Annotated in this window: 10 protein-coding genes and 1 pseudogene; 7 read left to right on the top strand and 4 right to left on the bottom strand. The window is 51.5% G+C overall.

The genetic code is table 11. From position 1 onward, the window contains the following. The first annotated feature begins 425 nt into the window (after positions 1-425). From B5F07_RS18990 to B5F07_RS18970, 5 genes are all read left to right on the top strand, one after another. Entirely contained in the window at positions 426-989 is a 564-nt protein-coding gene (locus B5F07_RS18990) for a TetR/AcrR family transcriptional regulator (RefSeq protein ID WP_162613180.1), read from the top strand. A 35-nt stretch (positions 990-1,024) separates the two neighbouring features. Further along, complete coding sequence (locus B5F07_RS18985) at positions 1,025-2,044, top strand: AraC family transcriptional regulator (RefSeq protein ID WP_087162786.1); 1,020 nt, start codon at positions 1,025-1,027, stop codon at positions 2,042-2,044. Positions 2,045-2,121: 77 nt separating this feature from the next. After that, positions 2,122-3,891 carry an ABC transporter ATP-binding protein gene (locus B5F07_RS18980; protein WP_334293374.1) on the top strand — a complete coding sequence of 590 codons (1,770 nt, stop codon included), beginning with the start codon at positions 2,122-2,124 and terminating at the stop codon, positions 3,889-3,891. After that, entirely contained in the window at positions 3,888-5,669 is a 1,782-nt protein-coding gene (locus B5F07_RS18975) for an ABC transporter ATP-binding protein (protein ID WP_087162784.1), read from the top strand. Before B5F07_RS18980 ends, B5F07_RS18975 begins: the two co-directional genes overlap by 4 nt. A 76-nt stretch (positions 5,670-5,745) precedes the next feature. Continuing rightward, positions 5,746-6,024, top strand: a complete 279-nt coding sequence (locus B5F07_RS18970; protein WP_087162783.1) for a hypothetical protein — start codon at positions 5,746-5,748, stop codon at positions 6,022-6,024. A 263-nt stretch (positions 6,025-6,287) separates the two neighbouring features. Here B5F07_RS18970 and B5F07_RS18965 read toward each other — a convergent pair whose 3' ends face one another. Both B5F07_RS18965 and B5F07_RS18960 read right to left on the bottom strand, forming a co-directional pair. Then, positions 6,288-7,883, bottom strand: a complete 1,596-nt coding sequence (locus tag B5F07_RS18965) for an AAA family ATPase (RefSeq protein WP_087162782.1) — start codon at positions 7,881-7,883, stop codon at positions 6,288-6,290. A gap of 151 nt (positions 7,884-8,034) precedes the next feature. Then, complete coding sequence (locus B5F07_RS18960) at positions 8,035-9,243, bottom strand: helix-turn-helix transcriptional regulator (RefSeq protein ID WP_162613179.1); 1,209 nt, start codon at positions 9,241-9,243, stop codon at positions 8,035-8,037. 155 nt (positions 9,244-9,398) lie between these two features. Between B5F07_RS18960 and B5F07_RS18955 the strand changes: the two genes are divergently transcribed. Both B5F07_RS18955 and B5F07_RS18950 read left to right on the top strand, forming a co-directional pair. Beyond that, positions 9,399-10,868 (top strand): MFS transporter, encoded by a 1,470-nt coding sequence (locus B5F07_RS18955; protein ID WP_087162780.1) that lies wholly within the window; start codon positions 9,399-9,401, stop codon positions 10,866-10,868. Positions 10,869-10,885: 17 nt separating this feature from the next. Then, positions 10,886-11,812, top strand: coding sequence for an alpha/beta hydrolase (locus tag B5F07_RS18950; RefSeq protein WP_087162779.1), 927 nt, complete (start codon positions 10,886-10,888; stop codon positions 11,810-11,812). A gap of 116 nt (positions 11,813-11,928) precedes the next feature. Here the strand turns inward: B5F07_RS18950 and B5F07_RS18945 are convergent, their stop codons facing one another. Further along, on the bottom strand, positions 11,929-13,938 hold the full coding sequence (locus B5F07_RS18945) for an ABC transporter permease (protein WP_087162778.1): 2,010 nt from the start codon (positions 13,936-13,938) through the stop codon (positions 11,929-11,931). After that, positions 13,935-14,183 (bottom strand): annotated as a pseudogene (locus B5F07_RS18940) (ABC transporter ATP-binding protein); the annotation flags it as partial. The pseudogene B5F07_RS18940 and the gene B5F07_RS18945, both read right to left, overlap by 4 nt. Between the last annotated feature and the right edge of the window lie 104 nt (positions 14,184-14,287).

Below are 14,287 nucleotides of genomic sequence, written 5' to 3'. Positions count from 1 at the left end.
CTTTGCACCTCATATATTCATGATTTCCCCATATTTTCACGCCGCATATAACATATAAAAAGAACCGCCTGTACTTTTATAAAAAGTATAGACGATTCTTCCTGTTTTCACAACCGGATTTTCTATCTTCAGAAAAGTGTTTTACTTTAAAAGGCTCAAACAGCGCCGGATAACGTAATTCGCTCATAAGTATCCCTCCTGAATCACAATATGTATGAAATGTGTTCTGAACATATTCTGAATATGTTCTTATTCTAAAATTGTTTTCCCGATTTGTCAATAGAAACGCCCGCTGAAAATTTTTCATTTTCTGCCGGTTCCCCTGAGATATAATTTTTCTCATCTGTCTGTGTTAATTATTGAAAACAAAATTGAAATATTCTATAATCAAGGCTATGGAAAAAAGAACAATTGAAACAAAGGAAATGAAAAACAGAAAATTGAAGCAGCACATCTTTGACGTGGCTCTGAAGCTGATGAAAGAGATCGGATTTGACAATATCACGATCCGTATGATCTGTCAGGAGGCAGGAATATCTACAGGAATGTTTTATCAGCATTTTTCCAACAAGGAGGATCTGCTCGCATATTATTACGATGAGGCGCAGGAGCGGTTTGATGACGTTGTAAATGAAAAGCTTGCGGGAAAGGAGATCCGGGAACAGCTGATCGAATTCTACACCTGGCTTTTCGAATTCACCTCTGACCTGGGCGTGGATTTCTGCCGCAATTTCTTCAGCAGCAAAAACAAGGTTATGAATACCAACCTTTTCCATAACCGGATCATCGACATCACCAACCGCGCCATGGAGGATGCGATTGCCGGTGGATTTCAGCTCTCTCCGGGGCGGGCGCCTTACCAGGTCTCAAAGTTCCTGTGCGTCATGGCGAAAGGTGTGATCTTTGACTGGAGCGCCCACGAAGGCAGCTACGACATGACCGAATTCGGAAAGCAGCTGATCACACTGACCATCGACGGACTGCTGTAGAAACAAACCGTTCCAAATCTTACGGAGGTACCCCTATGCCCCAGAAAAGAGTAGACCGCTTTTTCCCCGCCGAATCCGTCATTCACAAAAAGAACGCCCTCTCCACCGTCTACTGCATGGAATTCGCAGAAGGAACCGGCACCATGACCTCATGGAAGGTCATGCCCGGCATCACTCTCATTTTCAATGATTTCCACACTCCCTGCGGATTTCCGGAGGAGGCGCGCTGCCCCGGGCTGTTTGAGATCAACCACTGTCTGGAGGGGCGCTTCGAGTGTACCATGCGCGACGGCCGCTGTGTGTGGCTCGGTCCCCAGGATTTTGCCGTCAGCGACATGGGACATCCGCCGACCGGCTGCAGTTTCAGCCAGGGCGTCTACCGGGGAATCAGCCTTGTTGTAGATCCGGAAAAAGCAAATCCGGAACTCTCCCGCATACTGGGAGAAGGAGCGCCGGACCTTCCGGAACTGTTCGCCCGCCTTCTGGATGAGCAGACCTTTCTCCTTCTGCGCTCCGAACCGAAGATTCAGCACATTTTCTCCGAAATGTACGACGCCCCGGAAGAAGGGCGCCTCGCTTACTATCGCCTGAAATCCGCGGAACTGATGCTCTTTCTCCGGGAATGTCTCTCCGCTGCCCGTCACAACAGCGCCTATCTGCACAACAGCACGGCAGAGGAGCGTGTCCGCCTGATCGCCTCCCGTATGACGGAGGATCTGCGGACTCATCTTCCCCTTTCCGAACTTGCCGCACAGTATCGCCTAAGCCTTTCCACCGTGAAGAAATATTTCCGAAAGCTGTACGGGGAATCCCCCTACGCTTATCTGAAACGCAGGCGCATGGAGGAAGCCGCCTTCCTTCTGACTGCATCGGATAAGTCCGTGACCTGGACCGCCGCGGCTGTGGGCTACCAGAACACAAGCAAATTTTCCGCAGCCTTCCGGGACATCTACGGAATTTCCCCCACGGAATATAAAAAGGAACACAAAAATACAAAAGCTTTTCAGAGCCATACGGCTCTATGGAGTAGCACAGACGCCTCCGGTTCTCTATAATTCTGCATTGCAGTTAGTTATAGCGAACCAAAGGAGGGATTTCATTGAACAACAAGAAACAAGGCAGCATTTCCCGTATGCTCGGCTACGCAGGAGGACACAAAGGCCTGACCATCCTCGGATGCACCCTGTCAGGAATCGCCGCTGTTCTGGGGCTGATTCCCTACGTGTGCGTATGGCTGGCAGCCCGCGACGTCCTGAATGTGTTTCCGGACGTGACAAAGGCTTCCGGTCTTGAGAGATGGGGATGGGCTGCCGTTATTTTTGCCGTGGCAAACATCTTGCTTTATTTTGCCGCGCTTATGTGTACACATATTGCAGCGTTCCGCACGGCGCGGAATATCCGCCGGGCGGGAATGGCTCACGTCCTGGGACTTCCCATGGGATTTTTCACCGGGAACCAGTCCGGACGTTTAAGGAAACTCATCGACGACAACGCAGGGCTGACGGAGGATCTGCTTGCCCACAAGCTCCCGGATCTGACCGCAGCTATCCTCACTCCCGTTGCAGCAGTCATCATGCTGTTTCTCTTTGACTGGAGAATGGGGCTTCTCTGCCTGCTGACCATGGTGCTTGCGCTCTGCTGCATGATGGCCATGATGGGCGGGAAAAATGCAGGCTTCTTCCACCGCTACCAGAAAGAGATCGAGAAAATGAGCGGGGAGGCAGTAGAGTATGTCCGGGGCATCCCGGTAGTAAAGATGTTCCAACAGACCATCTATTCCTTCAAGGCGTTCTACAATGCCATCCAGTCCTACAGCGACCTGGCAAGCCAGTACGCCATGAGCTGCCGGAACGGACAGACCGGATTCCTCACCTGTATCAACGGCGCCTTTGCCCTGCTCATCCCCGCGGCACTGCTCCTCGCATCCGGCGGAAATGTGAAGCAGGTTCTGGTAAACTTCATTTTCTACGCCCTTTTCGCCCCCGCATGCGGCGCCATGATCAACCGGATCATGTACATGAGCGAAGCCGTCATGGAGGCGGACGAGGCGATGGCACGTCTGGATGAGCTTCTGGCGGAAGAACCGCTTCCGGAACCGCAGGCCAGACAGAGAGCTGCAGATGCGCAGATCCGTTTCGACCATGTTTCCTTTACTTATCCCGGAACATCCCGGCCGGCTCTTGACGACGTAAGCTTTGTCGTACAGCCGGGAAGCACTGTGGCGCTTGTAGGGCCTTCCGGCGGCGGCAAGACCACCGCGGCGAGCCTCATCCCCAGATTCTGGGACGCCACTTCCGGCACAGTCTCTGTGGGCGGAGCCGATGTCCGCAATCTGGACAGCCGCGCCCTCATGAACCAGGTCGCCTTTGTCTTCCAGGATACCCGTCTCTTTAAAGAAAGTATCCTGGAAAATATCCGCGCCGCCAGACCCGGCGCCTCCCGGAAAGAAGTGGAGCAGGCCGCCCTCGCCGCACAGTGCGGGGATATTCTGGAGAAAATGCCCGACGGACTGGACACAGTGATCGGCACAAAAGGCGTCTATCTCTCCGGCGGGGAGAGTCAGCGCATCGCCCTTGCCCGCGCCATCTTAAAAGACGCGCCCATCGTCGTGCTCGATGAAGCTTCCGCTTTCGCCGATCCGGAAAATGAATATCAGATCCAGAAGGCATTTGAATCTCTGACCCGGGGCAAAACCGTCCTTATGATCGCGCACCGTCTTTCCACAGTCCAAAATGCGGACTGCATCCTTGTTCTTAAGGACGGAAAGATCGAGGAGCGGGGCTCTCATGAAGAACTGCTCGCCGCGGGAGGCGTATACGCTGAAATGTGGAGCGACTATCAGCGCAGCGCGCAGTGGAAAGTCGGAAAGGAACGGGAAGCCGGAAAGGAGGACGAGGCATGACGAAGAAATTACAGCATATATTTGCCCTCACCGAACAGGGCGCGAAAGATCTTGTAAAAGCGGTCATCTGGTGTTTTATCTGCAATATCAGCCTGATGATCCCTGTGGGCGTGGTCATGTGGGTGATCATGCACCTGACAGACGTACTGGAATACGGGGGCAATCCCATGGAGCACTTCTGGCTCTATACACTCAGCGGCGCGGCAGTGGTCGTCCTGCTGTTCATCCTTCACTATTTCCAGTATGCGTCGCTGTACCTGGCAACTTATAAGGAAAGCGCAAACCGCCGTATCGGTCTGGCGGAAACACTGAGGAAACTCCCCCTCTCCTTCTTCGGGAACCGGGACTTAAGCGATCTGACTTCCACCATGATCGCCGACTGCTCCGCGCTGGACCAGATGTTTTCCCACTACATCCCGCAGCTCTTTGCGTCCATATTTTCCACTGTCGTAATCGGAATCCTTATGTTCCTCTGCGACTGGCGCATGGCGCTGTCCGTACTCTGGGTGCTCCCCGTGGCGGTTCTCCTCACGGCAGGTTCCAAAAAGCTGCAGGATGCCTTCGGGACGAAAAACATTCTCACCAAGCGTGCCGTCGCGGAACATATTCAGGAAGGACTGGAAACGGTGCGGGATATCCGCGCGTGCAGCCGTCAGGATACTTACCTGGCGGAACTGGATGAGAAACTCTCCGATATGGAGCGCAGCTCCATCCACTCAGAGCTTGCCACCGGCGTGTTCGTGTGCTCCGCCCAGGCATTCCTCCGTGTGGGGCTTGCAACTACCGTTCTCACAGGCTCCTCCCTGATGGTTGCAGGGGATCTGGATTTCCTGTTTTTCCTGGGCTTCCTCTTCGCCGCGGCAAGACTTTACGATCCTCTGGGAATGGTGCTCCAGAACATCGCCGCCACCTTCAGCGCGAAGCTTAAGATCGAACGGATGCGCGCCATCCAGGAACAGCCGGTTCAGGAGGGAAGCGAAGAGTTCCATCCGAAGAATTTCGACATTACATTCGACCATGTACGGTTCTCCTATCATGATGGCGAAGGCGTTCTCGACGATGTCAGCTTCACTGCGAAACAGGGTGAAGTCACTGCCCTGATCGGACCTTCCGGCGGCGGAAAGTCCACGGCGTGCAAGCTTGCCGCCCGCTTCTGGGATGTAAACGGAGGCAGGATCACTCTGGGCGGCACGGACATCTCCGGCATCGATCCCGAGACCCTGCTCACCCACTATGCCATGGTATTCCAGGACGTGGTTCTCTTCCGGGATACGGTCATGGAAAATATCCGTCTCGGACGCAGGGACGCCACAGATGAGGAAGTCCTTGCCGCTGCCCGCGCCGCCCAGTGCGACGAGTTCATCCGCAGGCTGCCCGACGGATACCAGACCGTAATCGGCGAGAACGGCTCCACTTTATCGGGCGGAGAGCGTCAGCGCATCTCCATCGCCCGGGCGCTCTTAAAAGACGCTCCGGTCATCCTCCTGGACGAGGCAACTGCAAGCCTCGATGTGGAAAATGAAAGTGCCGTACAGGCTGCCCTCTCCCGGCTGATCTGCGACAAGACCGTGCTGATCATCGCCCACCGCATGCGGACCGTGGCAGGCGCAGACCACATTGTCGTCCTTGACGGCGGAAAAGTTGCGCAGCAGGGGACGCCAGAGGAGCTGATGAAAGAAGGCGGGCTGTACCGGAGGATGTCCGAGCTGCAGCAGCAGACCGCAGCGTGGACGCTGGGGCAGAAATTTTCTTTCCCGGGATCTAATAAAAAGAATTGAAAGACGGGTGAGTATCCTCTATAATTCAGGTTAAGAAGAGCAGATTGGAAAGGCTCGGAAGAAGGAGGGATCTTGAATGTTTACACCTTTTAATTCGGAGAGTTTATGGATCGGCAATGATATGGGAAAATACAATGCAGTTCTTGACCTGCTGGCGCAGGAGGGTATTCCTTACCGGCAGAAAGCCAGAAGCCACATGGGACAGTTCAGTGGACGCGGCGGATCCATGCGGGGAACTTACGGAACGCTGGGGATGCGCGGGGACTGTCTGTATGAATACGAGGTGTTCGTATACAAGAAAGATTTCGACCGGGCGAAATTCCTGCTGAACAGGCACAGGGAGATGCTTCGGTAAACAACATTGAATAATATCCTGATAACGCGGGAACCCGTCGACTTTGCAGCCGACGGGTTCCCGTTGTTTTATAAGTTATCTAAAAGGAATGAGAGTAAAGTGCGGCACCTCCTGGTGCCTTGCTTTATGAGGGGGGATTTGATAGTTGTTTTATCAACTATCTGAGTCTTAGTATAATAGGAAAATGTGGACAAAGTATGATGAGATTATAAAAGAAAATGAAAAAATATAAAAATGCGATTAAAATTTCAGAACCGGTTTTCTTAAGAGACCGGTTCTTCCTTCTCATAACGCTCGATCACACATTCATGCCTGCGTTTTCCCGGTGGTGCATCTTTGTTATAACTGATTCCCACCAGAAGAATATCTCCACCATAGTTTCTGACCGCATCCGGGTAGTTTCTCTCCCTGATCTGACGGATCGCCCCCTCTGCTGACTGATTCCACTTCAGTTCAATTACCAGAACAGGCATCATCGAATCCCGTTTCGGGAGATACACGATATCCGCATATCCGTTACCGGCAGGCAGCTCCTCAAATTTCACAAACTCATCTGCATAACTGAAATATGCACGCTTGATCACACTTCTCAGCGCCTGTTCATTATTGTAATACAGCGGTGCTTCTTCTCCGTGAATTTTCTCAATCTGCCTTGCTACAGCTTCTTCATTTCCATGGACAGTATCATAGATCAGCTGACTGCTTTCCTGTACCCGGCGGATTGTCTCGTCTCTCTTTACCTCCCGGATCGTATGGGCAAACTCCTGCCGGATCTCCTCGTTCGGGATTCTCGCTTTCTGCGTCTTTCCATCATAGGCAAGATACCCCAGATGGATCAGCAGGGTAAGCACGTCATCCCTGTTCCGGAAAGTCACCAGATCATTTGCGAACGCCCTGGTATCCACTCTTACCTCCACTCCGCCGATCAGATCAGCGACTGTCCTGGACAGCCCGTCAAAATCAAGACTGATATACCCCATCAGGCTTTCAGCCGCCGAGGTCTGTGTCCAGTAGGAATCAAAATCATCATTGCGGACCGCCTTCATGACAGAGTTCGGATTATATACAGAACCGACTCCCGGGAAGGCATATCCGTCATACCACTGCTTCATTTTTGTAAAATCCCGATGATACTCCTCGCAGAGTTTCTCAACTTCTTCTTCCGTAAACCCGACATAAGCCCCGAACTGACGGGGCTTGACCATCGTAAATTCCTCAAAATCCGAGATAGCAGACTGGGATCCGTCTTTTTTTATCGGAAGAATCCCCGTCATATAAACAGCGGCAAATATTTTATCCGTCATACCACTGTTTTTGAACAGCGACCGCAGAAACTCCAGGTATTCTCTCTGAATATCCGGCTGGTCTTTTGCCTCGCGAATCGGCGCATCCCACTCATCGATGATTGCGATAAACCGGTTTCCCGACAGTCTGGCTGCATTCGCAAGCGTGGGGGCGAACCCTTCCGCAGCCTGAAGCCCCGGATATATTTCCATCAGTTCACTGACAAGATTTTTTCTTATATAAGGAACAATATCAGACAGGGAAGTCTCTCCAATCACGCCGGTCATGTCCAGATAGATCACGTCATACCGGTTCCGGTACTTCTGATAGCTTTTCTCTTTCGCGATAAGCAGATCGTCAAAGAGCCCCGACGAATCACATGTCCTGTCGTAATATGCACACAGCATCTGTGCAGCAAATGATTTTCCGAAACGCCTGGGTCTGCTGATACAGGTCAGTTTCTGCTTTGTGCCGATAGTGTCATTAATCAGAGCGATCAGCCCTGACTTATCCACATATCTGCTGTTCCTTATTTCCCGGAATCCGCTGTTCCCGGGATTCAGGTAATTTCCCATACTGCACGCACCTCCTGCTTTTCCGCTGACTGCTTTCCTGTTTACAGTTAAAATAATACCATGACGGCAGATGAGAAACAAGCTGTTTTCACCCGCCCCGGTATTAAGGTGCATATCCTGACAAAGCCGTCATTCGTCCCGTACTCTTACTCTACGCACCGTACATCTCCCGGAATTTCTTCGGAGTCATATGATATCTTTTTCGGAACTGTTCTGTAAAATAACTCTGGGTGCTGTACTGCAGAATACTGCTGATCTCACTGACAGAGTACCGGGTATACTGAAGCAGCTGCCGGGCGCGCTCCAGTTTTTTGCGCTGAATATATTCCGGGATCGTACAGCCGGTTTCCTTACGGAATTTGCGGGAAATCCACCTCTTGGAAATTCCGCAGTGCAGGGCAATTTCCGTCAGACCGATATGGTTCTGGACATTATTTTCTATAAAGCGGCAGCATTCCGCAATATCCGGGGAATACTTCTTTTTTGTCCCCTGTACCTCTCTCACTTTGCTGATATAAGTATTTACCGCGCTGATATAAAGCCGCCCCGTATCCACAGGAGGAGGCAGAAGATCCATCTCCTGGCAGAATGTGTCGCTGATTAAGTAAGCTGTCTCCGAATCCAGCCCGCCCTGGATCGCAGCCCGGCAGAACAGCGTGACGGATGCGACAAACTCATAGCGTTTCTGTCTGGTGTCATTTTCCGACATTCTTCCGATCATCCCGGGAACCGGTCTGCTGCGGTACTCGCGGAATACTTCCGGATTGCCCTCACGGATTGCCTGTTGGAAAAGTTCCTCATATGCCCACGGAGTGTGTGCCTCCCCGTTTTCCGCAGCCTCATACTGATTTTTCACCAGGGTGCCTCCGATATTCTCTTTCGTATTTCCTTCCAGAAAATCCTGGGAAAGCATACGGATATTGTCTGTTGATACCAACTGGCCTGAAATAATATGAACCGCCAGACGGAGAGTGTTCATCACATTCTGCACAGAACAGTTCGGTCCATAGCGCAGCAGATTGAGAACCGCATCTGTTTCTTCCGCATAAGGGGACGCTTCCAGATGGCGGCGGAGCAGTTTTTCACCGTATTTTACCGGTCCCACCGGGCCAAGCATCACATAACTGCTGCTTCCCAGACCTGCAAGGGCAAAAAAGTAAAGCGACTGATCGCTGACCAGCAGCGGGTGTTCCAGATCGCATCCGTTTTCTTCAAACTGGCTTGCCGCATAGGCGATCATCCGTGGCAGACGCACATCCGGATGCGCCAGAATAATCCCCGAACGGGTATCGGCAATCGAGATCGTAATCCCTGTCGCCAGCTGCAGCGTCCTGAGAAAATCATACCTGTGTTTCAACATCTCCCCTCCTTTGAATCCGAATGATTCCCATTTTTCCTGTATTATACACTTTTTTTGATAAAAAATGTACTTTTTTAATATAACTTTCTGCATTTAATCCCTATAATAGCAGGAAAAGAACACAAGTCCAAAAAGAAGAAAATGGAGGTACAAAAATGGGAAAACGCAAGAAACTTTCAGCAAGTGAAATCGACGGGGTAGCTTACCACCGTGCCAGGTGGTGGCAGATCGCGCTCGGACAGACAAACGGACTGATCTCATCGGCGTTCGGCGTCATGATCGGGGTAATCAGTTATCTGGCAAACTCCGGATACGGAGTGGTCGTAAGCGTGGTCGGCATTATTCTGACCGTGTCCAGGGTATTCGATGGTCTGATCGACCCGTTCATCGCCCTTGTCATCGACAAGATGGATACGCGCTTTGGAAAGATCCGTATTATGATGACCATCGGCTTTCTGATCCGTACTTTTGCAGTATTCATGCTGTTCGTATGGGGCAGCGGAAAATTCGGCATCGTATTTTTTATCGTAATGTATCTGGTCTACATACTTGGGAATTCCATCGGGGATATCGCTGCCAACATGATCGGACCGGCGCTCTCCAATGACCCGAAACAGCGCCCTGCCGTATTCTACTGGGGCATCGCATTCAACGCTTTCGGGGCGATCTTCTTTAACCTGATCGTCACACTCGCGATCCTCCCTGTGTTCGGCAACCAGTACACCAATGAGATGCTCGCCATGACATGTATCGTCTATGTGATTGTAGCTCTCGTTTTCCACATTCTCTGCTGTATCGGTATCACCGGTATCGACCGTCCGGAGACATTTGAGAGCATAGCCGAGGAGGAAGTCGGATTCTGCGATATGTGGGATTTTCTGAAGAGCAACCGCCCCTTCCAGATGTATGTCATCGCGGCAGTATCCGACAAGATTGCCAACCAGGCGTCAAGCCAAGCTGTGGTATCGACCATCTTCTTCGGTATCCTCATGGGGAATATACAGTTCGGATCTATATTAAACGTACTGACTGCGCTTCCGGCAGTCCTGCTGACCTTCATCGGAGCCCGTTATGCCGGTAAACACGGCGCTAAGAAAGGCGTCGTTGTGTGGACATGGGTGGCAACCATTTTTGCTGCCGCTTCGATGCTTTTCTGCATCGCCACAGATATGCGCTCTATCCTTGTTACGCCGGTTCTCCTGGTCATCTTCGTAGTGCTCCGGCTCGGCATGGAATTCGGACGACTCAATGTAAGTACGGTAAACGGAGCCATGAGAGCAGATATCATCGACTATGAACTGGACCGTTCCGGCAAGTATCTGTCCGCGGTAGTAACATCTACTTATAACTTTATTGACCAGATCGTATCCTCCCTGGGTATGCTGATCACCACATCCCTGCTCGCGCTGATCGGATATACCCACACCATGCCGCAGCCGACGGACGATCCGACCACACCGCTGAAAGCAGTCGGTATCATCATCATTTACGTGCTGCCGATTCTGGGATGGCTCTGCACGATCGTGGCAATGAAGTTCTATACTCTGGGTAAGGAAGAAATGGTTCATGTCCAGAAAAGAATCGAGGAAAAGAAGAAACATCTGCAGGAACATACCGCACAGTGATAAAGGAGGTATAAAACATGAAGCTGCCGGACAGATATTACACGCCCTGTACTGAGCCGGGAACCGTCGAGCATATCCGGTACACGTCCCGCGCTTACGCTTTGGAAAGGTTCTACGGGGAGGAGTGCCCTCCCCTGGAAAAATCCATGTATGTCTATCTGCCTTATGGCTATGACAATTCAAAAAAATACAATGTCCTCTATCTGCTGCATGGCGGCACAGATGATGAAGGATACTGGTTCGGGGAGGGGCGCTTTCCGGCGTCCGACACCCGGATATATACGGATGCGGGGAATATTACCCGGAACCTGGCAGACCATATGATCCAGGAGGGTTCTGCGAAGCCTCTGATCATCGTGACCCCCAGTTTTAATGAAGATGTCCCCCGCTTCCAAAAACGCCCGGACTATGCAGACGCTTATTTTTCCAACAGCAGTTACTTTTGGATGGAAATGGAAAACGACATCATGCCCTGTATACAGAAGCGCTATTCCGTCTATGCAGAGGGCACTACCCGGCAGGACTTTGCCGCGGCAAGGGAGCATCAGGCATACGCGGGCGCATCCCAGGGTTCCGTCACCGGTTACTTCTCTGTCATGGAACATATGGCAGACCTGTTTGCCTATATCGGCAGTTACTCAGCAGGAATGATCCGCTTTGAGCTGCAGCCTGCTTTTCACGTAACTGCCGACAAAGAAAGGATGGAGGCGGCTGCCCGCGCGCTGCGCGCAGCTCCTCCCCTGCGGTACTGGTATAACGGGTGCGGTGACCGGGACCAGATGTTTGACACGCATCTTGCAACCTATCAGTATATGCTCGATGCCTGCCCGGAACATCTGACCGAAAAGAACTGCTGCTTTGCCGCAGGTCCCGGCGGAGAGCACAACTACCGCCAGTGGATTACCGATCTGTACCGCTGTCTGAAGATCTTCTTTAAAAAATAGCAGTACTTTATATTCGCTTTATCTTAACAGGCATCATCGGTGCGGGGTAAATAAGAAACAAGCTGTTTTTGTTTGCCCCGCCGGTCTTATCTCTGTCGCTCTGGGTCCCGCCGCTCTCATCCTTTTCTCTGCTCCCTCACCATCCTCCTGCATGACAGATACGCCGCCAGGAAATAACCTCCGTAGACCACCAGAAACAGAACAACTGTAAAGACCACATTGGATGAGATGTGGATATTCATAAATTCTTCAATCATTTCTATCGCTTTTCGAAGGAGCACGGCTGAGAACACGCCCGCCACAACGAGGGGAGCCGCGAAAAACACTGCTGTCTGGAAGAACACAGTGCGGTCGATCTGCCTGTCATCAGCGCCCAGTTTCCGAATCAGCGTGTACCGGTAAACATTATCCGCTGTCTCGGTGAGCTGTTTCAAAGCGAGCAGAGCCGCACAGATCATCAGAAACACCAGTCCGATATAACAGCAGAGAAATACAAGCAGGGCACTGGAACCGTAGTACATATCGTACATCATATTTTTCTCTGTGTAGCGGTAACCATGGCTTTCATCCAGTCCTATGGGAATCAATTTCTGCAGCACCTCATCAGAATCCGTCTGTTCCCTGTACTTCACCAGCAGGATATTCATATCTTTCTCCAGTTTCTGCGCGGTACTGTCCGGGAGAATCAAAGTCCCCCGGTCGTTATTTCCAACCTGAGTCATAAAAAATGTCTCATGGAGCAGTTCAGCAGAGGCACGTTTCAATTCATTTCCTGCGACTGTGAGCGTTGGATGTTCCTTGTAAGCCCGCTCCACATAAGCGATTGTCCCCTCATAGTTGCAGTTCAGCAGATACTCATCTTCATTCAGTGATACCGGCGCCTTCCCCTGCATGGCGAGAGCCCGGTTGAAATCGGACAGGGAGACCGCATTTACCGCAACTTCCGGAAGCGCTGCGTCAAACTGCCAGAGGTTCAGCTTCTGCCCTTCAAACAGATCTCCGTAAGTCAGATCTGCTTCCAGAAGGGTGATCTGTTCCATTTCTTCCGCATAACTTTCCATATCGATCCCCTGACTCAGCAGATAGTCCGCCACGTTGCTGTCCCCGTCTATCTCCACATCAGAGAGTACATTCAGGTCATAGGGCGTGGATACCTCCGACAGGTCATTCATGGCTATGGCCGTACTCACTCCCGCTGACACCGTACAGATCGTAACTGTCAGAAGCCCGCATACCACTGCTATAGTAATATAATTCGTATGAATCCTGCTGCCGACCTGGCGCACCAGAAAGGTATTAAGCCCCCGCAGATAAACCCGGTCATTCATCCGCACCGCGCTTAGGATCACTGTGGCAGCCGTATAGAAAAACAACACCGTTCCCACTGCCAGCGCTGCACTCGCGACCTGGAAATCCATGCTGTCCCGCTGCGGCAGGAGCCCGTTTTTCCAGAACAGGGTACATCCGAAAATCATCAGTCCTGCCGCAAGGAAAAACAGCACGGCGCTTACGATCCTGCCCGGCTCCCGGACATTTTCATTTTTCCTGCCCGCACGTAAAAGGTCGATCAGCTTCACCCCGGAAATGGACCACACATTAAAGATCATGACAATTCCGAAGATAACGGCAAAGCAGACCGCCGTTTTCTCCAGGGCATCTACGGAAAACACAAAGCCAAACTCCGTCATGTCAACAGCAAACAGCTTCAGCGACACAAGGGAGAGTACCTGGGAAAACGCCACGCCGGGCAGGATCCCAACCGCAAGCGAAAGCAGCCCTACACACAGGGTCTCCCCGGCAAAAATCCGCGAGATCCGTCCCTTCTTCATGCCCAGCACCATATAGATGCCCAGTTCCTTCTTCCTTCTGCGCAGGAGGAATCCGTTTGCATAAATGACAAGAAATGCAAGCACTGCCGCGATCACCACCGACAGCATGGAGAGCAGAATGCCAAGCTGTTCATAGAGCAGTTCTTTCGTAGCCCCGATCTCTGCAAACGCTGACTGGTCGGCAATGGAATTGAATGCGTAAAACAGGCTGACTGAGAGCATCAGCGTGAGAAAATAAACGAGATAATCCCGGATATTTTTTCTCACATTTTTCAGGATCAGTTTCACAGAACTCATTTCTGCTCACCTCCCAGAACGGATACCACTTCCAGTATCTTCGCAAAGAAATCTTTCCGCAAATCCTGCCCCCGGTTCAGCTCGTTGAAGATCTTCCCGTCCTTGATGAACAGGATCCTCGTACAGTAGCTCGCGGAAAATGCATCATGCGTAACCATGAGGATCGTGGTATCAAGCCGTTCGTTGAGCTCGGTCAGCATGGTCAGGAGCATCCTGGAGGAATTGGAATCCAGAGATCCCGTGGGTTATGTATCATTAGTATAACAAACCCCGGAAGGCTTGCTTCCGGGGTTTTATTCCTGAAATGAGTAATCGAAAACGAAAATGCATAATTGAAATCAAAAATACC

It is taken from the genome of Lachnoclostridium sp. An169 (assembly GCF_002160525.1).
GTDB classification, from domain to species: domain Bacteria; phylum Bacillota; class Clostridia; order Lachnospirales; family Lachnospiraceae; genus Mediterraneibacter; species Mediterraneibacter cottocaccae.
Note: the sequence above shows the minus strand (reverse complement) of the source record. Positions and strands in the feature narration are given on the sequence as shown.